Genomic DNA, 18,803 nt, shown 5'->3' on the forward strand with positions numbered 1-18,803 from the left:
TGTCCCTGGCGTGCTCAAATCGAGCCTCGCCTCCGGCCGCCAGCCGATAGCGGTCGGCGGCGAGTTTGGCCGATTGCTCTTTGTCAGCCGGCCGGGTGATGCCAGCGATCGTGCCACCAGGCGCTGAAGTCACGATCGGTCATCAGCTCCCAGCCACTGAGCAAGATCACCAGCAGGCCCGACAATACGCTGCTCGCCGTGGCTGCTACCTGGTCATAGCCAATGGTCCAAGGCACCAGCACCAGCGCCAGTCCCAGCAGCATTTCGCCCCACTCTTCCAGGTAGGACGGGATGACAAAGGCCTCTACGGCAAACAGCATGACGCCGAGCCCAAGCGCGATGGTGATCCAGACAGCCGCCCCGGATAAACCAAGGATAGGGGACGACAGGACCAGCCATACGCCCACCAACAGGCTGGCAGCGTCTTGCCAATGTTGGATGCGCATAATGCTCACCTCCCCTCTCCTACTTATCTGGGGACGCACCGATGAAAAAATCATCCGTCCGGCCTGCATTGTGTGGCCGCGAGGGCGGTCCGGGAGCCGGCGCCAAGCCCGGCCGCGCATCCAGGAGAGGGCCCTTGCGAGTGCGGCGCACCCGGATGCAGACTGACGACGCTAGACAGGTGTCAATGTCGACCGTTCCCGGCGCAGCGGAAGGTCGCGCCCGGAGCAGAGGGAGATGACGCCATGCGAGAAATGGAAATTCACGACTATGCGCGGCAGTTGCTGGAAGCCCATGGCCCCAAGGCCATTGCGGAAGCCGCTCAAAACGCCATCGAACTCGAGCAGAAGGGCGAGCTCGAATTGGCAAGAACCTGGCGGCACATCGAAGATGCGATGAAGCTGATGCGCGGGCCACACCAAAGCTGACAGTCGGCGCAAAGCTTGCCTGACTGCGGCGACAACGCCGAACGTGGACCACAGTCCGTCGCGAGCCGCCAGGTTGCGGCCGAACGGCTACGCGATCTCGGGACGCTGACCTGGGAGCGAAGCCATGGTTGCAAAATGTACGACAGCCGAAGACCTCGTGAAGGCGATCACGGACGAGAACGTCCAGATGATCGATTTGCGGTTCACCGATCTGCCGGGGATGTGGCAACATTTTTCCGTACCGCCGAGCGCGGTGAATGCCGATGCACTCAACGAGGGCCTTGGATTCGATGGCTCATCGATCCGCGGCTTCCAGGAGATCCAGGAAAGCGACATGCTCGTCGTCCCGGATCCGACGACCGCCTTCGTCGACCCCTATAGTCCGGCCAAGACGCTGGTTCTCATCTGCAACATCCGCGACCCCGTGACCGGCCAATCCTATAGCCGGGACGCCCGCTACATCGCCCAGAAGGCCGAAACCTACCTCAAGGGTACCGGGCTTGCCGATACGAGCTATTTCGGCCCGGAGGCCGAGTTCTTCGTCTTCGACGAGGTCCGCTACGGACAGGGCATCAACTTCGCCATGCACGCAATCGACTCCAGCGAAGGCAGCTGGAACACCGCCACGGATGAAGGACCGAATCTCGGCCACAAGCCGCGCCCGAAAGAGGGATACTTTCCCGTTCCTCCGACCGACAGCATGCAGGCGCTACGCACCGAAATGGTGCTGACGATGGAATCTCTGGGGATCCAGATCGAAGCCCATCACCATGAGGTCGCGACCGGCGGCCAGAACGAGATCGACATGCGCTTCACCACGCTGACCCGCATGGCCGACAATTTGATGATCTACAAATACGTGGTCAAGAACACCGCGCATCAGCATGGCAAGACCGCGACATTCATGCCGAAGCCGCTGTTCGAGGACAACGCTTCGGGCATGCACGTTCACCAGTCGCTCTGGAAGGGCGAGACCAACTTGTTCTACGACAAGGGCGACTACGCCGAGCTGAGCCAGCTCGCGCGCTACTATATCGGCGGGCTTTTGAGCCACGCCTGGGCGTTGTGCGGGCTCTGCGCCCCCACCACGAACTCCTACCGGCGCCTGGTGCCGGGTTATGAAGCTCCGATCAATCTCGTCTACTCCCAGCGCAATCGCTCCGCCTGCTGCCGGATTCCGATGTATTCGCCGAATCCGCGCGCAAAGCGCGTCGAATTTCGTTCACCCGATCCGTCCTGCAATCCCTACCTGGCCTTCGCTGCAATGCTGATGGCCGGCCTCGACGGTATCGACAGGCGGATTGACCCTGGCAGCCCGATCGACAAGAATCTCTACGACCTCCCGACTGCCGAGGCGAAGGAGGTGAAGTCCACGCCGGGATCTCTGGACCAGGCGCTCGACGCGCTCGAGCGCGATCACGCATTCATGCTACGCGGGGATGTCTTCACCGCCGACGTGATCGAAACCTGGCTCGATTACAAGCGCAAGAAGGAGATCGACCCGATCCGGCTGCGACCGCATCCTTACGAGTTCCATCTGTATTACGATATCTAGTTTAGGGCATTCTTTCGCTTACCTCTCGTACCAACCGACGAGGGTCGCTTCCGCGATCACGTGCTTGCGCGCCTCTCGCTCGACGTCGCCGCAGGATGCATTGGCCTTTACCGGCAGGCCCTCCGTCGAGAGGGCAAGCAGTCGGAAATGATAGTGATGAGGCCCATGGCCGTGCGGTGGACACGGGCCGCCATAACCCGCCTTCCGAAAATCATTGACGGCTTGCTTCATTCTGGCGTTCTGTGCGGCGTTGATCGCAAATTGCGTGACCTCCGGCGGAATGTCGTACACTGCCCAATGATGCCATTTGCCGGCGGGCGCATCGGGATCATCGCAGAGCAGGACAAGACTCCGCGCCCCCTCCGGCGCGTCGCTCCATTGCAGAGGTGGCGAAAGATTTTCGCCATCACAGGTAAACCGTCGCGGAATTGCGGCACCATCGGCGAAGGCGCTTGAAACGAGTTTCATGGCTCTCTCCTCGATCCGATAGATGTATTCTAGCTCGATCCTGCCCGGTGCGAAATCCATCGCCGTCCCCTAAGATGAGGAGAGATGCATTTGGGACTGTTGCAGCAGAATTGTTGTCATGCGACCGCTTTTCCATCCTAGCCTGGTCAACGGTCGCTACGGCGATCCTACGGTCTATGTCGAAACGCTGTTCGAGAAGCGAAGTCTGCTGTTCGACATTGGAGAGATTGCTTCACTGGCGCCGCGGAAGATCCGACGCGTCGACCAGGTCTTTGTCTCGCATGCGCATATCGATCATTTCGTTGGCTTCGACCATCTGCTGCGTTTGCTCGTCGGGCACGAGAAATCGGTACAGCTGTTCGGTCCGGCCGGCTTAGCCGAGCACGTCTTTCACAAGCTTCAGGCCTATCGCTGGAACCTGGTCGAAAACTATTCCTGCGATCTTGTTTTCGACGTCAGCGAACTTGGAGCGGAAAATTCCACCTTCACCACCCGGTTCCGGCTGAGGAAAGGCTTCGCAGCAGAGCCATCCGTCTCTGGCAACACCATTGCGGGCGTACTCTGCGATGAACCGACCCATCGCGTGTCAGCCGCGATCCTTGAGCATGGCACGCCCTGCCTCGCCTTTGCGCTGCAGGAGGCGGCCCATGTCAACGTATGGAAGAACAGGCTGTCGGAGCGTGGACTACCCGTCGGTCCCTGGTTGCTGTCGCTAAAGAAGGCCGTCGTCGAGCGTCGCGCGGACGATCATTTGATCCGTATCGAAGAAGCGAACAAGTCGGATCGCCTCGTGCCACTCTCAAGCCTGCGCGATCTCGTGACGGTCACTGCCGGCCAGAAAATCGCCTATGTGACCGATGTTGCCGACACGCCGGCCAATCGCACCGCCATCGTGGCGCTGGTTCAGAATGCAGACATCCTCTTCATCGAGGCGGCGTTTGCGGACGCGGACGCCGCAATAGCGAAGGAGCGGGCTCATCTTACCACCACGGCTGCCGGAGAAGTCGCACGGGAAGCCAAGGTCCGCCGCGTCGAGCCTTTTCACTTCTCTCCGCGCTATGCGGGAGAGCAGGAACGGATGCTGGCCGAGGTGATGGCAGCGTTCGAGGCGTCTCCCTGAGACTCGGAGAGGTTGCGCCGATGTTGACCCAGATCTATGAAATCTCTACCCCCGAAGAGGCGTCCGCACTTTCAGTCATTGGCGTCGACCATGTCGGCGTGCTCGTCGGAGAAGGCCAATTTCCACGCGAACTGCCGATCTCAACGGCTTCCAAGATCGGCGCGGCAATTGTACCGCCATCGAAATTCTCGGCACTGTTTCTGACCTGCGATCTCGCCTTGATTGCGTCGTGGGCGCGCGAGCTCAACCCCGCGATCGTCCATTTGGGAGCCAGCGCCGAACTGCTTTCCCCGCAAGATGTTGCTTCCCTCAAGCGCATGTTGCCCGGGATCGTCGTGATGAGAAGCATACCGGTGTTCTCCGAGGAAAGCGTCGCAATTGCCGAGAGCTACGATGGCATCGCAGACTTTCTGCTGCTCGACAGCTATCGGTGCACGGACAGGCAGATCGGCGCGCTCGGCGTGACGCATGATTGGAACATCAGTCGCCGCATCGTGGATGTCGTCCGTGTACCGGTCGTCCTCGCAGGCGGCCTCGGACCGGACAATGTCGCAGGAGCGATCCGAACGGTCCGTCCTGCCGGCGTCGACTCCAAGACGAAAACGGACCAGGACGGTTCGCATGCGAAGGACCTGGAGCGAGTCCGCCGGTTCCACCAGGCGGCTCGGGCAGCGGCTGACAATCGCTTTCCGTCGGCCTAACATGAATTGTGTAGCTCTCTCCCGGAGCGCGGCCATGGAACTCACCGTCGTACCCATCGTCAAGCCGGAGGCGGCCAACTTCATCTTCGGTCAGTCGCATTTCATCAAGACCGTGGAAGATCTCCACGAGGCGCTCGTTGGCACGGTTCCGGGCATCCGATTCGGGCTGGCCTTCTGCGAGGCCTCCGGCAAGCGGCTGGTGCGCTGGTCGGGCAATGACGAAGCGGCCCTCACCCACGCCCGCAACAACGCATTGGCCATTGGCGCCGGCCACACTTTTCTGATCTTCCTGGGCGACGGCTTCTTTCCGGTCAACGTCCTAGCTGCCGTGCGCTCGGTGCCGGAGGTCTGCCGCATCTACTGCGCGACGGCCAACCCCACGCAGGTGATCGTCGCACAAACGGAGCTCGGCCGTGGCGTGCTCGGCGTAGTGGATGGCGCCTCACCGCTGGGTATCGAGACCGACGCCGACATTGCGTGGCGGAAGGACCTCCTGAGGAAGATCGGCTACAAGCTGTAGCGACCGGAGCCGTTGCATCGAGCTTTGCGAAGCCGGCGCACCATTTCGCGATGATGGCGGAAACGATGGCGTCGGCGTCGCTTGCTCAGGTCAGCCCTCAATCTTTCGCGACTTCCTTCGCGAACGTGTCGCGCAGGCCGATGGTGCGCGAGAACACCGGCTTGCCCGGCGTCGAGTCCTTGTCGCGCACGAAATAGCCCTGGCGCTCGAACTGCACCGGCTCGGTCGAATTGCTCTCCGCAACGCAAGCCTCGATCCGCGCATCGGACAGGATCTCCAGCGAATTCGGATTGAGATCGGCTGCGAAATTCGAGGCGTCCGGGCTCGGATTGGAGAACAGCTGGTTGTAGATGCGGATCTCCGCCGGCTTCGACGTCGCCGCCGCCAGCCAGTGCATGGTCGCCTTGACCTTGCGGCCGTCGGGCGCGTTGCCGCCCTTGGTCGCGGGATCATAGGTGCAGCGCAGCTCCACCACTTCGCCCTTGTCGTTCTTGATCACGCCGGTGCACTTGACGAAGTAGGCATAGCGCAGCCGCACCTCGTTGCCCGGCGACAAGCGGAAGAACTTCTTCGGCGGGTTCTCCATGAAGTCGTCCTGCTCGATATAGAGCTCGCGGCCGAACGTGATCTTGCGCGTGCCGACCGACGGATCGTCGGGATGGTTGATCGCCTCGAGCTCCTCGGTCTGCCCTTCCGGATAGTTCTCGATCACGACCTTCAGCGGCCTCAAGACCGCCATGCGGCGCTGCGCCGTGCGGTTCAGCTCCTCGCGGATGCAGAACTCCAGCATGCCGACGTCGACCACGCTGTTGGCTTTGGCGACGCCGATGCGCTTGACGAACTCGCGCAAGGCGGCCGGCGGCACGCCGCGGCGGCGCATTCCCGCGATGGTCGGCATGCGCGGATCGTCCCAGCCCGCGACATGGGCGTCGCGGACAAGCTGGGTCAGCACGCGCTTGGACAGCAGCGTGTAGGTCAGGTTCAGCCGCGCGAATTCGTACTGGTGCGGCTTGGACGGTACCGGCAGCTTCTCGATGAACCAGTCGTAGAGCGGCCGGTGGTCCTCGAACTCCAACGTGCAGATCGAATGCGTGATGCCTTCGATGGCGTCCGACTGGCCGTGGGCGTAGTCGTAGCTCGGATAGATGCACCAGGCGTTGCCGGTGCGCGGGTGGTGCGCATGCAGGATGCGATACAGCACGGGATCGCGCAGATTGATGTTGCCCGCTTCCATATCGATCTTGGCCCGCAGCACACGCGCCCCGTTGGGGAATTCGCCGGCCTTCATCCGCCGGAACAGGTCGAGGTTCTCCTCCACGCTGCGGTCCCGGAACGGCGAGTTCTTGCCCGGCTCGGTCAGCGTGCCGCGCGAGAGGCGGATCTCCTCCTGGGTCTGGTCGTCGACATAGGCGAGCCCGTCGCGGATCAGCTGCTCCGCCCATTCGTACAGACGGTCGAAATAGTCCGAGGCGAAGAACAGGTTCTTGCCCCAGTCATAACCGAGCCAGCGCACGTCGGCCTGGATGGAATCGATATATTCCTGCTCTTCCTTGACCGGGTTGGTATCATCGAAACGCAAATGGCAGCGGCCCGGAAACTCCTGGGCGATGCCGAAGTTGAGTGCGATCGACTTGGCGTGGCCGATATGCAAGTAGCCGTTCGGCTCCGGCGGGAACCGGGTCACGATCTCCTGGTACTTGCCCTGATCGAGATCGGCCTGGATGATGTCACGAATGAAATCGCGCCCAACCTCAGCTGCCACCGGTTCTGTCATTACGAAAATCCTGTAGGGAAATCAGCGGTCCTTCTGCCAAATTCGCGTGGCCGCGCCAAGAGCTTAAGCAAGGCCTGCCAGGTCCGCGTCGGGCTTTAGTTATGTCCCGTTCCTGCTATACACCACCGCCTCCAATGCATAGGCCTTGCCAAGAATGTCCGATTCCGTCGTCACGCGCTTTGCTCCCTCCCCGACCGGCTTTCTCCATATCGGGGGCGCCCGCACGGCGCTGTTCAACTGGCTCTATGCCAAGAAGCACGGCGGCAAGATGCTGCTCCGGATCGAGGATACCGACCGGGAGCGCTCCACGGAGGCTGCGATCGGCGCCATCCTCGACGGGTTGAGGTGGCTCGAGCTCGGCTGGGACGGCGAGGTGATCTACCAGTACAGCCGCGCCGCCCGCCACCGCGAGGTCGCCGAGCAGCTGCTGGCCGACGGTAAGGCCTATCGCTGCTACGCCACGGCCGAGGAGCTCGCCGCCATGCGCGAGAAGGCGCGCGCGGAAGGCCGCACCCGCCTCTATGATGGCATGTGGCGCGACCGGGATCCCGCGACGGCGCCAAGCGACGTGAAGCCCACCATCCGCCTGCGCGCGCCGCAGACCGGCGAGACCGTGATCGAGGACCAGGTCCAGGGCCGCGTGGTCTGGCAGAACGAGAACCTCGACGATCTCGTCCTGCTGCGCGGCGATGGCAACCCGACCTATATGCTCGCGGTGGTCGTCGACGACCACGACATGGGCGTTACCCACGTGATCCGCGGCGACGACCATCTGATCAACGCCGCGCGCCAGAAGCAGATCTACGATGCGATGGGCTGGGCACTGCCGAGCATGTCCCACATCCCCCTGATCCACGGCCCGGACGGCTCGAAACTGTCGAAGCGGCATGGCGCGCTCGGCGTCGATGCCTACCGCGCCATGGGATACCTGCCTGCGGCGCTGCGCAACTACCTGGTCCGGCTCGGCTGGAGCCATGGCGACCAGGAGATCTTCTCGACCGAGGAGATGATCGCGGCGTTCGACCTCGCCAGCGTCGGCCGGGCCGCCGCCCGCTTCGACTTCGCCAAGCTGGAAAGCCTCAACGGCCACTACATCCGCCACACCGACGATCAATCGCTCGTGAAGATGTTCGAGGACGTGCTCGACCATGTGCCCGGACGGAGCGAGCTCAAGGCCAAGTTAAACGACACCACGCGTTCGCAGCTCCTCAAGGCCATGCCGGCCCTGAAGGAGCGCGCCAAGACGCTGATCGAGCTGATCGACGGCGCCCATTTCATCTTTGCCGACCGGCCGCTGGCGCTCGATCCCAAGGCGGAAGCATTGCTGACGCCCGAAAATCGCAAGCTGATCGGCCAGCTTCATTCCGCGCTGGAGAAGGTCGAGACGTGGAGCGGTACGGCAACTGAAGCCGCGCTGCGCGCCTTTGCCGAGGAAAATAGTCTCAAACTCGGCGCGGTCGCCCAGCCGCTCAGGGCGGCGCTCACCGGACGGACGACGTCGCCTGGTATATTTGAGGTTTTGGACGTCCTGGGGCGCCAGGAGAGCCTCGGCCGGCTTAAGGATCAGTCTACGACGTAAGTCGACCATGCGTGCGGCGATCTTGCAGCGCACATAGCAATAATATACCCATCTCCCCCGTACATTCTGGAACATCCGGCCTGCCCCCATGCTCTCCCTGGGGGCCTCCGGCTCCGGCCCGTTTCACCACACATCGGGGACCTCTGATGGACGCAAAACCAAGCCCAAAGACCGCGACGCTGACGGTCGGAAACAAGAATTACGATCTCCCGATCCTCAGCGGTAGCGTCGGGCCTGACGTCATCGATATCGGCAAGCTCTACGGCCAATCCGGCCTGTTCACCTACGATCCGGGCTTCACCTCGACCGCGAGCTGCCAGTCCAAGATCACCTATATCGACGGTGATGCGGGCGTGCTGGAATACCGCGGCTACCCGATCGAGCAGCTCGCCGAGCACGGCGACTTCCTGGAGACCTGCTATCTCCTGCTCTACGGGGATCTGCCGACCGCCGCGCAGAAGAAGGATTTCGACTATCGCGTGATCCATCACACGATGGTGCACGAGCAGATGGCCCGCTTCTTCCAGGGCTTCCGCCGCGACGCCCATCCGATGGCGATCATGGTGGCGGCCGTCGGCGCGCTGGCCGCGTTCTATCACGACTCGACCGACATCAACGATCCCAAGCAGCGCATGGTCGCCTCCATGCGCATGATCGCCAAGATCCCGACGCTGGCCGCGATGGCCTACAAGTATACCGTCGGCCAGCCCTTCGTTTATCCGAAGAACTCGCTGCGCTTTGCCGAGAACTTCCTGAACATGTGCTTCGCGGTGCCCTGCGAGGATTACAAGGTCAGCCCGGTTCTCGCCGACGCGCTGGAGAAGATCTTCATCCTGCACGCCGACCACGAGCAGAACGCCTCGACCTCGACGGTGCGCATCGCCGGCTCCTCGGGCGCCAACCCGTTCGCCTGCATCGCAGCCGGCATCGCCTGCCTGTGGGGCCCGGCGCATGGCGGCGCCAACGAAGCCGCGCTCAACATGCTCTACGAGATCGGCACGGTCGATAAGATCCCCGAGTTCATCGCCAAGGTGAAGGACAAGAACTCGGAAGTCCGCCTCATGGGCTTCGGTCACCGCGTCTACAAGAACTACGATCCGCGCGCCAAGATCATGCAGAAGATGTGTCACGCCGTGCTCAAGGAGACCGGCCATGGCGACGATCCGATGCTGAAGGTGGCGATGGAGCTCGAGAAGATCGCGCTCAGCGACCAGTACTTCATCGATCGCAAGCTCTACCCGAACGTCGACTTCTATTCGGGCATCACGCTGAAGGCGATGGGCTTCCCGGTCTCGATGTTCACCGTGCTGTTCGCGGTCGCCCGCACCGTCGGCTGGATCAGCCAGTGGAGCGAGATGATCGAGGATCCGCATCAGAAGATCGGCCGTCCGCGCCAGCTCTACACCGGCGTCGCCAAGCGCGATTACGTTCCGATCGACAAGCGCTAACAATCGGCCATAACGGCTTCGAAGCGGCGTCATCGAAAGATGGCGCCGTTTTCGTTTGCGGGACCCGTCGATGGTAAAGCGCAGCTGCCCAACCTCACGATTTCCTCGGCAGCTGACGCGGCAACCATGCTGCCGCGCACAACAACAAGTCGGCGCACCGCGCCGGCCACCGCTTGACAGCCGAAGCGCTCCGCGCGCAAATTCTTACACTAAGTAAGAATGACGACAGGGATGGAAATGCCGGAGCAGCCGCGAAGTCGGCGGGAGACGCGCGCTGCCATTTTGACTCATCTGCTTCAGTCGGGCGGCTCGTTTCGTCCGCCTCTGGCCAAGGCCGTGCGCCTGTCGGAAGCGAGCCTGTCGCGCATCCTGTTCGACCTGAAGGCCGAAGGCCTGATCGAGGAAGTGCGGCGCCCTGCTCCTTACGTCGGCGGCCCGACGGGCCTCGTGTCACTCGACGGTGCGGTGGCGCTCGCAGCCGTCGAGCTGAGCGCTCAATGGCTCAGCGTCGGCGTCGGCGGTCTCGCCGGCGAATTGCACTACACGGAGCGTCTGCCACTGCCGAAGGTACCCACGGTCGAAACGGTCGGCCGCGTGTTCGGCGAGGCGATGACATTGCTGCGCGACTGGACACGCCGCCGCCACATCACGCTCTCACAAATCGGCGTCTCCATTCCGGGCCTTGGCCGGCTCACCGTATCCGGCAACCCGATCATCCCCTGCCATGTCGCGCGTCTCAGTGGCATGATCGGCGAGATGTTTGCCGGGGTGCCGCTGGAATTCACCAATTCGGTGGTGGCGCACGCCATCTTTCACCGCTGCCGCACGCAGAACTATCCGTTCAGCGACACGCATCTGTTCGTCCTCGTCAGCCACGGCGTTGCCGGCGCCTGGATGGATGATCCGGCCGAGGCCGATGCCCTGCAACCGATCGAACTCGGCCACATGGTGTTCGGGCCTGAGGGACCGCGCTGCCGCTGCGGCCATCACGGCTGCGTCGAGGCCTATACCTCGCTTCCCGCTCTGGCCGCGCTCCTCGGCATCTCCGAGGCTGAATTGCTCCAGCACGGCAGCGAATGGGTGCACACGATCCCGCTCTCGGCGCGCGTGCGCCAGGAGTTGCGGCGACGCTTGTTCCGGCTTGGCCTTGCGGTCGGCAACACGCTGAACGTCAAGCCATGCGGCGGCGTCGCGATCAGCGGCTGGCCGTCGCTTCTGTCCGAAGAGGATCGGAAGGCGGTGGTCGATGGGATCGACGCCTGCCTGCTGGGCGGACGCAAACTGGCGCGGCTATCCCTCGCCTTCGTGCCGCCCTCGACGGGCAACGATCCGCAAGCCGCACTGGCTTTCGCCGCCTTTTGTCTGGCCAGCCGCGGCGGCATGCCGGCGGCATCGACGGAGGCGGCCTGACATGCGCTGAACCTGCACGTCCCATATGTGCCGAGACTTCACACCGGGAGGAATTGCAATGCCGATCACAACAACAAGGCGCCGTCTGCTCGCTGGATCCGTCGCCACACTCGCCCTGCCGGCATTTGCCCGCGCGCAAGGCGCGGTCAAGCCGCGCCTGACCGCGATCTCGCAATGGTCCGCGGGCAGCGACGGAGCGGCGATCACGGCGCTGGGCAAGAAATTCGAGGAGAAAGGCGGCGTTTGGCAGCACTCGCCCGTCCCCGGCTTCACCACCGAGATGATGAACAAGCTGCGCGCGCAGATCATGGCCGGCGATCCGCCGGCCTGCTCGCAGCTCAAGGGTCCGGAGATTGCGGCCTGGTCGAAGATTGCTCCGACCGTCGATCTCGACGGCGTCGTCGCTGCCGCCGGTTACGAAAAGGTCGTCGCTCCCGATCTTGCGCGATTGCACAAGCCGGCGGGCAAATGGATTGCATTGCCGTTGCAGATCTACAGCACCAACATGCTGTTCCTGTCCAAACGCGCGATGGACAAGGCCAAGGCCGACAAGATCCCCGTCACCTGGGCCGACTTCAATGACCTCGCCGAAAAGATGAAAGCGGGCGGTGTCCCCTATCCCATTGCCAACGGTGGGACCCGCCCCGACGACGGGCAGAAATTCGAGGCCGCGCTCGCGGGCATCAGTCCCACCGCATACCGCGCAGCCATCATGAATCTCGACACGAAAGCTCTCGAGGGACCCGAGATCAAGGCTGCGTTCGCGCAGGTGCGCAAGATCTCCGACTGGATGGACCCCAACGTCGGCGCCCAACATTTTTCGACCAACCTGAAGCGCTTCGTCGACGGCGACATGGGCATGATGATCATGGGCGGCTGGGCGCAGGGCGTGTTGCGCAATGCCGGCTTCAAGTTCGAGGACTTCATGATTGCACCGGGCCCCAGCGACAACAGCAAGCCGGTCTTCCTGTTGAATGCCGATGCTTTCATCTTCTGGCAGCGCAAGGAGCCGGACCTGCAAGCCGGCCAGATGCTGATGGCCCAGCTCGTCATGGATCCGGCGATCCAGACGATGTATTCGCAGATCACCGGATCGATCCCCGTGCGCACCGATGTTGACCTTTCCGGCGAAGGCTGGTCAGAAGGTCAACGGCGGACCGCAGCAGCTCTAAAGGACGCGATCGCCAGCAATCAGGCGGTCCTGAGCCTTGCGCACAACATGGCGCAGGAAAACGGCATGACCGCGGCGATGATCGACGTGATCACGGAGTACGTGAAGAACAAGACGATCAAGCCGGAGCAAGCGGTCACCCGCCTCGCCGAGGCCGTCGAGGGCGCACGTTGACCGATGCCGTCCTGACAAGACCGGGGCGGTCGGCGGCTACCGAATTGGTGCGCCGGCTGCCCGAATATCTCTTGATCTGGGTGCCGCTGCTGCTGTCCGCGGCGCACCTCGTGTCGTTCGCGCTGTGGACGATCTGGATATCGTTCACGCCATCCACTCTGGTCCCGGTCGCGGGCTGGGTCGGCTTGCGCAACTACACGGCGGTCACGGCATCGCGGAACTGGCAGATCGCCTTCGACAATTTGCTGCTGTTTGGCAGCGCTTTCGTGCTGCTGAGCGCAGCGACCGGGCTCATCCTTGCGATCCTGCTCGATCAGCGCATTCGCGGCGAGAACCTGCTGCGCTCCATCTTCCTGTATCCCCTTGCCGTGTCTTTCGTGGTCACGGGCACGGTCTGGAGCTGGCTGCTCAATCCTGGCCTCGGGATCCAGAAGCTGGTCCACGACCTCGGCTGGACCTCCTTCAAGTTCGACTGGCTGATCGACCGCGACATGGCCATCTGGACCATTGTCATTGCTGCGATCTGGCAGTCGTCGGGCTTCGCCATGGCGCTCTTCCTTGCCGGCCTGCGGTCCGTCGACGCCGACATCATCAAGGCCGCTCAGATCGACGGTGCAGGCCCGGTCCGAATCTACCGGCGCATCATTCTGCCGTCGCTCTGGCCGATCACCGTCACCGTCGTCGTGATCCAGTTGCAGTTCGCGATTTCGACGTTCGATCTCGTACGCGCGCTCACCAACGGTGGACCGGGAATCGCGACGCAGCTGCCGGCCCTCGTCGTCTACGACCTCATGTTCCAGCGCAGCCTGCTCGGCCGCGGCGCGGCGGCGGCGGTGCTCATGCTGCTCATTCTTCTCACGGTGCTGTTGCCCTATGCGGCGTGGCGATATGTTCAGCGACGGCGGGCCGCCCATGCGTGATCGCAGCTTCGCACCGAGCCGGATCTTGATCTATCTCGCCGTTTCGCTGGTCGCCGCGGCCTGGCTCGCGCCGCTGGTCGTTGTGGTGCTGAACTCGCTCCGTAGCAACGAGGAGATCGCGCAGGCCTCGATGATCGGTTGGCCGCGGCAATGGGCCTGGAGCAATTACGCCGCAGCCTGGAGCGGCTTCTGCGTCGCCGAGACCTGCGCCGGCATCCGGCCGTACATGCTGAACTCCGCGCTCGTCACGATCCCTGCGACGATTTTCTCGACCATGCTCGGTGCGATCGCCGGCTACGCCGTGTCGCTCTGGCGCTTTCGCGGCGACAACTGGATCTACGGCATCGTGACCCTTGGCCTGTTCCTTCCCCAGCAGATGCGCCTCTTGCCCTGGACCATCGTGCTGCGGGACATCGGTCTCATCAACACGCTGACGGGTCTCGTGCTGATTCACACGATCCAGGGACTCTCCTTCACCACGCTGTTCTGCCGAAACTACTATGTCGCCATTCCCCATGAATTGATTAGGGCCGCGCGCATCGACGGGGCGGGCTTCTTTCGTATCTTCTGGCGCATCATCCTGCCGCTCTCGGGTCCCATCCTGATCGTCACGGTGATCTGGCAGTTCACGCATATCTGGAACGAGTTCCTCTATGGCGTGACATTCACGACGGGCCAGCAGCAGCCCGTCACGGCGGCTCTGATCGCACTATCGGCCGCAGTCGCGGACATCCCGCAGCATGGCGTGCAGAGCGCCGCGGTGATCATCGCGGCGCTGCCCACTTTGTTGATCTATCTCCTCGGCGGCAAGTACTTCGTCCGCGGCCTGACTGCCGGGGCCGTGAAATGATGAGGCCATCATGGCAGCACTGAGCATTCGCGCCCTATCCAAGCGTTACGCCAATCTGGAGGTGCTGAAGGGCATCGATCTCGACATCGAGAGCGGCGAGTTCACCGTACTGGTCGGGCCGTCCGGCTGCGGCAAGTCCACGCTGCTCAACATGGTCGCCGGGCTCGATCGTCCGAGCGCGGGGACGATCGAAATCGGTGGGCGCATCGTCAACGACGTCGCGCCGAAAGACCGCGACATCGCGATGGTGTTTCAGTCCTACGCGCTCTATCCCTCGATGACGGTGCGCCAGAACATCACCTTCGGCATGGAATGCCGGCACGTGCCCAAGGCGGAGCAAGAGAAAGCGGTCGCGAATGTCGCAAAGCTGCTCCAGATCGAGCCGCTGCTCGGCCGCAAGCCGGCGCAATTGTCCGGCGGCCAGCGCCAGCGCGTGGCGATGGGGCGCGCGCTGGTGCGCAATCCCCTGCTCTTCCTGTTCGACGAGCCGCTCTCCAATCTCGACGCCAAGCTGCGCGTCGAGATGCGGATGGAGATCAAGCGCCTGCATCAGCGCATCGGCGCCACCATCGTCTATGTCACCCACGACCAGATCGAGGCGATGACGATGGCGACGCGGATCGCCGTGATGCATCAGGGCAGCGTGCAACAGTTTGCCGACCCCGATACCGTGTACCGCTACCCCGCCAATCTGTTCGTGGCGCGCTTCATGGGCTCGCCGCCGATGAACACCATGCCGGCGCGGCTCGAGGCCGCCAGTGACGGGGCGGTGGTCGTGATCGGCGCGGGACGGCCCGACGAGGTTCGTCTGCGCCTCAGGGGATACGACGCCGCAGCCTCCTTTGTCGGGCGCGAGGTGGTGTTCGGGATCAGACCGGAATGCATTGCCGAGGCCAGCCGCACCTTTTCCAGCGATGCGCCTGTCCGCGTCGACGCGCCGGTGGAGTTGGTCGAGCCGACCGGTGCCGAGACGATGGTGTTGCTGCGGCTCGGGGGCGAGCCTGCGATGGCGCGGATCTCGCCGGATATCCGTCCCGCGCCCGGCACGACCGCCGCCTTCGCGCTCGACACCCGCCGCATTTGCCTGTTCGACCCCGAGACGGAGCGACTGATCGCATGACGAAGACGACCTATTCAGGCCTTGCGGGCCGCGTGGTGTTGATTACCGGAGGAGCCAGTGGCATCGGCGCCGCCTTCGTCCGGGCCTTTGCGGCCCAGGGGGCCCGGGTCGCCTTCTTCGACATCGATACGGACGCCGGCGGAACGCTGGTGCGGGAAGTAGCGGCCTCGTCCGGGACCGCCCCGCTGTTCGTGTCCTGCGATCTCCTCGACATCGATGCCTTGCGCTCCGCGATGGCAGAGGCCCACCGTTCGCTCGGCGATGCCGCCGTTCTCGTCAACAACGCCGCCAACGATCAACGCCAGATTCTCGCCGAGGTGACGCCGGCCGAGTTCGATTGGATGATCGGTGTCAATCTCAAGCACGTCTTCTTTGCCGCACAGGCAGTGGTGCCGCAGATGCGGGCGCGCGGCGGCGGCTCCATCATCAACATGTCGTCGATCGCCTGGATGCGCGGCGCGCCGGCGCTGCCGGTCTATGCCGCGGCGAAAGCGGCGATCGTCGGCTTCACCAACTCGCTGGCGCGGTCGGTCGGCCCCGACCGCATTCGCGTCAACGCGATAGCGCCGGGCATGGTGATCACCGAGCGCCAGCGCCGGCTGTGGTATCCGGACGAGCAGGTCATCGCCGGGATGCGTGCGCGCCAGGCCGTTCCCGACGCGGTGACGCCCGATGACATCGCCAACATGGCACTGTTCCTCGCCTCAGACGAAAGCCGGCGCATCACCAGCCAGTGTTTCCGGGTCGACGCGGGCCTCGGCTAAAGCATGATCCGGAAAAGTGCGAAGCGGTTTTCCGGAAAGTTCATGCGTAAACAACAAGTTAAAGCGCGATGACGATTCATCCAAATCTCATCGCGCTACAGGGCGCGTACCCAACATCGACTCGGGTCCGCTTTTTCGATGGAGCACTAAACAGTCGGCAGGGGGCGCGTCACCTTCGTAGTTGCGAAACGTGGCTCGGAATGGATGATCGTCCATCTGCACCGGTCTCCCTTGCCCACAACGTAGCGCTTAAGGTCTCAACAAGTTAGCGGCTGATGCATGCGATATGAGTACACGTGCTAGCTCGCCCGACGTCCTTTGCGCATCGTCGCGAGCACGATGTCGGCGGCGAGCATGCTCGGCGATTTGTTGCCGGTTGACATGATCTGATCGAGCTTGGCGAATGCCTCGACCTGCTCACGGCGGAGCGGCGAATCCGTCAGCAGCGCAGAGAGCGCCGGCGCCAGCTTCTCCGGCGTGCACTCCTCCTGCAGGAACTCCGGGATGACATCCCTGCCGATCACGAGATTGGCAAGGATCACCGAGGAGACGCGGATCGCGCGGCGCAGGATGAAGGCCTCGATGGCGCCGACGCGATAGGCCGTCACCATCGGAATGCCCGACAATGCGAGCTCGAGCGTCACCGTGCCGGATTTGGCCAGCGCAGCATGCGCGATGCGGAAGGCCGCACGCCTCTCGCTCTCGCCGATCACGATGTGAGGCTTGACCGGCCAATGCGCTATGCCTTCGCGGATGGTGGTTTCGAGATGCGGCATGGTCGGCAGCATCGGCTCGAACGCGCAGCCCTTAGCCTGCAACCGGCCCAGCGTTGCGCCGAACACGTCGAGATGATGCCGGATCTCGCTGCGGCGGCTGCCGGGCAGCACCAGCAGCACCGGGGGCTCACTGTTGCGGCGCTTCTGCTCCTCCGCGTTCGGCCGCAGCGAGCCCAATTGCTCGATCAGGGGATGGCCGACATAGCTGCATGGCGGTCCGCCGAGCTTGCGGTATTCCTCGGGCTCGAACGGCAGCAGGCCGAGCACGTGATCGACATAGCCGAGCATGGTCCGTGCCCGTCCCGGCCGCCATGCCCAGAGCTGCGGCGAGACGTAATCGACGATGGGAATCGCCGGACTGCGCGACCGCACGCGCCGGGCGACGCGGTGGGTGAAGTCCGGGCTGTCGATGATGACGAGCGCGTCGGGCGCAGCCTCGGTCACGGCGTCAGCCGTGTTACGGATCAGCCGCAGGATCTTCGGCAATTGCTGCACCACCGCGGCAAAGCCGACGATCGACAGCTCCTCGATCGGAAACAGCGATTCGAGGCCCTCGCGCGCCATGGTGCGGCCGCCGACGCCGACGAACTGCACGCCATCGCCGAGGCGCTGGCGCAGCACCTTCATCAAGGCGCTGCCGAGCCTGTCGCCGGATTCCTCCGTCGCGATCAGGAAGATCTTGCGCTTGGGATCGCGGTCCAGCATCACGCGGGCAGGCCGATGACGAAGAGATATTTCGCGTCGGCAAGCGCGATCATCGCCTGCGGCTCGGCGGCGATGGTGTTGCCGGCGATGACGGCGATGCCGGCAAGGCCGGCGGCCGCGACGCCCTCGATCGTGCGCGGGCCGATCGTCGGCAGGTCGAAGCGCAGATCCTGGCCGCTCTTCGGCGCCTTCACCAGCACGCCGCGTCCCGTGGCGGCGCGGATGCGCCCCTCCTCGCGCAGGCGCGCCACGCGCGCAAGCAGTGCGTCGGTGCCCTCGATGTCCTCGACCGCGACCACATGACCGTCGATCACGACCGCTGCCTGGCCGATGTCGAACGGACCGAGTGCGGTCAGCACTGCCCGGCCGCGTTCGATGTCACTCTTGCTGGTGCCGCTCGGCCAGGTGCGGCTGATGCAGCCCTCGGGCATCAGCAGATCCGGCGCGACATCCTTGATGCCGACCATGCGGAAGCCGTCCTGCTCGAGGATTCGGCCGACACCCGACAGCAGATGATCGTCGCCGCCGCGGAACGCGCGGATGACATTGCCGAGCAGGCGCAGCGTCTTGACGTCGAAACGGATCTCGGACAGCGAGGGCCGCACCAAGGTGCCGATGAAGATCAGGTCGCGGCAGCCTTCCTGGCGGAACAGCCGCATCGCGCGGCCGAGCTGGCCGACCGATATCCAGCGGTGGCGGAACTGCTCAACCCGCGCCGGATCGCAGGCCCCGCGTAGCGGAAACAGCACCGGCGTGATGCCGCGCGCCGCAAGCGACTCGGCGACCGCGAACGGCATGGCGCCACCGCCGGCGACGATACCGACCGGTGACGAAACTTGCGAAGCCGCCGATGTCGTGCCCGCGGCCATCACAGGA

18 protein-coding genes and 1 pseudogene are annotated in these 18,803 nt (G+C 63.7%); 14 read left to right on the top strand and 5 right to left on the bottom strand.

Going from position 1 to position 18,803, the window contains the following annotated elements; translation table 11 throughout:
• Positions 1 to 83: 83 nt before the first annotated feature.
• Positions 84 to 446 (bottom strand): SPW repeat protein, encoded by a 363-nt coding sequence (locus tag P6U28_RS14615; RefSeq protein ID WP_162500593.1) that lies wholly within the window; start codon positions 444 to 446, stop codon positions 84 to 86.
• Positions 447 to 689: 243 nt separating this feature from the next.
• On the opposite strand from P6U28_RS14615, the gene P6U28_RS14620 reads away from it, so the two are divergent.
• Both P6U28_RS14620 and glnA read left to right on the top strand, forming a co-directional pair.
• A complete protein-coding gene (locus P6U28_RS14620; protein WP_122403072.1) occupies positions 690 to 872 on the top strand; it encodes a hypothetical protein in 183 nt (60 codons plus the stop codon).
• Between the two features lie 124 nt (positions 873 to 996).
• Positions 997 to 2,427 carry a type I glutamate--ammonia ligase gene (gene glnA / locus P6U28_RS14625; protein WP_122403071.1) on the top strand — a complete coding sequence of 477 codons (1,431 nt, stop codon included), beginning with the start codon at positions 997 to 999 and terminating at the stop codon, positions 2,425 to 2,427.
• Between the two features lie 18 nt (positions 2,428 to 2,445).
• On the opposite strand, the gene P6U28_RS14630 is transcribed toward glnA, so the two are convergent.
• The gene (locus tag P6U28_RS14630) at positions 2,446 to 2,895 is read right to left on the bottom strand and encodes a YbhB/YbcL family Raf kinase inhibitor-like protein (RefSeq protein ID WP_122406644.1); all 450 of its coding nucleotides are present in this window, start codon (positions 2,893 to 2,895) and stop codon (positions 2,446 to 2,448) included.
• Between the two features lie 118 nt (positions 2,896 to 3,013).
• Here P6U28_RS14630 and P6U28_RS14635 point away from each other — a divergent pair, with 118 nt between their 5' ends.
• Genes P6U28_RS14635 through P6U28_RS14645 form a run of 3 tightly spaced genes read left to right on the top strand, consistent with a single transcriptional unit; the run spans position 3,014 to position 5,236 of the window.
• The gene (locus P6U28_RS14635; RefSeq protein ID WP_122403070.1) at positions 3,014 to 4,015 is read left to right on the top strand and encodes an MBL fold metallo-hydrolase; all 1,002 of its coding nucleotides are present in this window, start codon (positions 3,014 to 3,016) and stop codon (positions 4,013 to 4,015) included.
• Between the two features lie 20 nt (positions 4,016 to 4,035).
• Complete coding sequence (locus P6U28_RS14640) at positions 4,036 to 4,716, top strand: phosphoribosylanthranilate isomerase (RefSeq protein WP_122403069.1); 681 nt, start codon at positions 4,036 to 4,038, stop codon at positions 4,714 to 4,716.
• 34 nt (positions 4,717 to 4,750) lie between these two features.
• Complete coding sequence (locus tag P6U28_RS14645; protein ID WP_122403068.1) at positions 4,751 to 5,236, top strand: adenosine-specific kinase; 486 nt, start codon at positions 4,751 to 4,753, stop codon at positions 5,234 to 5,236.
• A gap of 97 nt (positions 5,237 to 5,333) precedes the next feature.
• Here P6U28_RS14645 and P6U28_RS14650 read toward each other — a convergent pair whose 3' ends face one another.
• Complete coding sequence (locus tag P6U28_RS14650; RefSeq protein ID WP_407122532.1) at positions 5,334 to 7,010, bottom strand: glutamine--tRNA ligase/YqeY domain fusion protein; 1,677 nt, start codon at positions 7,008 to 7,010, stop codon at positions 5,334 to 5,336.
• A gap of 154 nt (positions 7,011 to 7,164) precedes the next feature.
• Here P6U28_RS14650 and gltX point away from each other — a divergent pair, with 154 nt between their 5' ends.
• From gltX to P6U28_RS14695, 9 genes and pseudogenes are all read left to right on the top strand, one after another.
• Complete coding sequence (gene gltX, locus P6U28_RS14655) at positions 7,165 to 8,589, top strand: glutamate--tRNA ligase (protein WP_129145025.1); 1,425 nt, start codon at positions 7,165 to 7,167, stop codon at positions 8,587 to 8,589.
• A 146-nt stretch (positions 8,590 to 8,735) separates the two neighbouring features.
• Positions 8,736 to 10,037: a citrate synthase gene (gene gltA, locus P6U28_RS14660; protein ID WP_407122534.1), complete on the top strand. Its 1,302-nt coding sequence runs from the start codon at positions 8,736 to 8,738 to the stop codon at positions 10,035 to 10,037.
• A 231-nt stretch (positions 10,038 to 10,268) separates the two neighbouring features.
• Positions 10,269 to 11,447, top strand: a complete 1,179-nt coding sequence (locus P6U28_RS14665; protein WP_407123069.1) for an ROK family transcriptional regulator — start codon at positions 10,269 to 10,271, stop codon at positions 11,445 to 11,447.
• Between the two features lie 58 nt (positions 11,448 to 11,505).
• Positions 11,506 to 12,792, top strand: coding sequence for an ABC transporter substrate-binding protein (locus P6U28_RS14670; RefSeq protein WP_122403063.1), 1,287 nt, complete (start codon positions 11,506 to 11,508; stop codon positions 12,790 to 12,792).
• Complete coding sequence (locus P6U28_RS14675; protein WP_162500261.1) at positions 12,789 to 13,712, top strand: carbohydrate ABC transporter permease; 924 nt, start codon at positions 12,789 to 12,791, stop codon at positions 13,710 to 13,712. The genes P6U28_RS14670 and P6U28_RS14675 overlap by 4 nt, the downstream gene beginning before the upstream one ends.
• Entirely contained in the window at positions 13,705 to 14,562 is an 858-nt protein-coding gene (locus P6U28_RS14680; protein ID WP_162500260.1) for a carbohydrate ABC transporter permease, read from the top strand. The genes P6U28_RS14675 and P6U28_RS14680 overlap by 8 nt, the downstream gene beginning before the upstream one ends.
• A gap of 10 nt (positions 14,563 to 14,572) precedes the next feature.
• Positions 14,573 to 15,682 carry an ABC transporter ATP-binding protein gene (locus P6U28_RS14685; RefSeq protein ID WP_122403060.1) on the top strand — a complete coding sequence of 370 codons (1,110 nt, stop codon included), beginning with the start codon at positions 14,573 to 14,575 and terminating at the stop codon, positions 15,680 to 15,682.
• Complete coding sequence (locus P6U28_RS14690; RefSeq protein ID WP_122403059.1) at positions 15,679 to 16,446, top strand: SDR family NAD(P)-dependent oxidoreductase; 768 nt, start codon at positions 15,679 to 15,681, stop codon at positions 16,444 to 16,446. The genes P6U28_RS14685 and P6U28_RS14690 overlap by 4 nt, the downstream gene beginning before the upstream one ends.
• A gap of 174 nt (positions 16,447 to 16,620) precedes the next feature.
• Positions 16,621 to 16,692, top strand: a pseudogene (locus P6U28_RS14695) (hypothetical protein); the annotation flags it as partial.
• A gap of 53 nt (positions 16,693 to 16,745) precedes the next feature.
• Here the strand turns inward: P6U28_RS14695 and lpxB are convergent.
• Both lpxB and P6U28_RS14705 read right to left on the bottom strand, forming a co-directional pair.
• The gene (gene lpxB / locus P6U28_RS14700) at positions 16,746 to 17,930 is read right to left on the bottom strand and encodes a lipid-A-disaccharide synthase (RefSeq protein ID WP_407122535.1); all 1,185 of its coding nucleotides are present in this window, start codon (positions 17,928 to 17,930) and stop codon (positions 16,746 to 16,748) included.
• Positions 17,927 to 18,796: an LpxI family protein gene (locus P6U28_RS14705; RefSeq protein ID WP_122403057.1), complete on the bottom strand. Its 870-nt coding sequence runs from the start codon at positions 18,794 to 18,796 to the stop codon at positions 17,927 to 17,929. The genes lpxB and P6U28_RS14705 overlap by 4 nt, the downstream gene beginning before the upstream one ends.
• Positions 18,797 to 18,803 lie beyond the last annotated feature (7 nt).

Source organism: Bradyrhizobium sp. STM 3561, assembly GCF_045571455.1.
Taxonomy (GTDB): Bacteria; Pseudomonadota; Alphaproteobacteria; order Rhizobiales; family Xanthobacteraceae; genus Bradyrhizobium; species Bradyrhizobium vignae.

Bases quoted from the DNA above. Each gene is read 5' to 3' on its own strand.
- P6U28_RS14615 (WP_162500593.1), bottom strand. From the start codon at position 446: ATGCGCATCCAACATTGGCAAGACGCTGCCAGCCTGTTGGTGGGCGTA.
- P6U28_RS14690 (WP_122403059.1), top strand. From the start codon at position 15,679: ATGACGAAGACGACCTATTCAGGCCTTGCGGGCCGCGTGGTGTTGATT.
- P6U28_RS14665 (WP_407123069.1), top strand. From the start codon at position 10,269: ATGGAAATGCCGGAGCAGCCGCGAAGTCGGCGGGAGACGCGCGCTGCC.
- P6U28_RS14680 (WP_162500260.1), top strand. From the start codon at position 13,705: ATGCGTGATCGCAGCTTCGCACCGAGCCGGATCTTGATCTATCTCGCC.
- gltX (WP_129145025.1), top strand. From the start codon at position 7,165: ATGTCCGATTCCGTCGTCACGCGCTTTGCTCCCTCCCCGACCGGCTTT.
- P6U28_RS14650 (WP_407122532.1), bottom strand. From the start codon at position 7,010: ATGACAGAACCGGTGGCAGCTGAGGTTGGGCGCGATTTCATTCGTGAC.
- gltA (WP_407122534.1), top strand. From the start codon at position 8,736: ATGGACGCAAAACCAAGCCCAAAGACCGCGACGCTGACGGTCGGAAAC.
- P6U28_RS14705 (WP_122403057.1), bottom strand. From the start codon at position 18,796: ATGGCCGCGGGCACGACATCGGCGGCTTCGCAAGTTTCGTCACCGGTC.
- P6U28_RS14670 (WP_122403063.1), top strand. From the start codon at position 11,506: ATGCCGATCACAACAACAAGGCGCCGTCTGCTCGCTGGATCCGTCGCC.
- P6U28_RS14685 (WP_122403060.1), top strand. From the start codon at position 14,573: ATGGCAGCACTGAGCATTCGCGCCCTATCCAAGCGTTACGCCAATCTG.
- P6U28_RS14645 (WP_122403068.1), top strand. From the start codon at position 4,751: ATGGAACTCACCGTCGTACCCATCGTCAAGCCGGAGGCGGCCAACTTC.
- glnA (WP_122403071.1), top strand. From the start codon at position 997: ATGGTTGCAAAATGTACGACAGCCGAAGACCTCGTGAAGGCGATCACG.
- P6U28_RS14620 (WP_122403072.1), top strand. From the start codon at position 690: ATGCGAGAAATGGAAATTCACGACTATGCGCGGCAGTTGCTGGAAGCC.
- P6U28_RS14640 (WP_122403069.1), top strand. From the start codon at position 4,036: ATGTTGACCCAGATCTATGAAATCTCTACCCCCGAAGAGGCGTCCGCA.
- P6U28_RS14630 (WP_122406644.1), bottom strand. From the start codon at position 2,895: ATGAAACTCGTTTCAAGCGCCTTCGCCGATGGTGCCGCAATTCCGCGA.
- P6U28_RS14635 (WP_122403070.1), top strand. From the start codon at position 3,014: ATGCGACCGCTTTTCCATCCTAGCCTGGTCAACGGTCGCTACGGCGAT.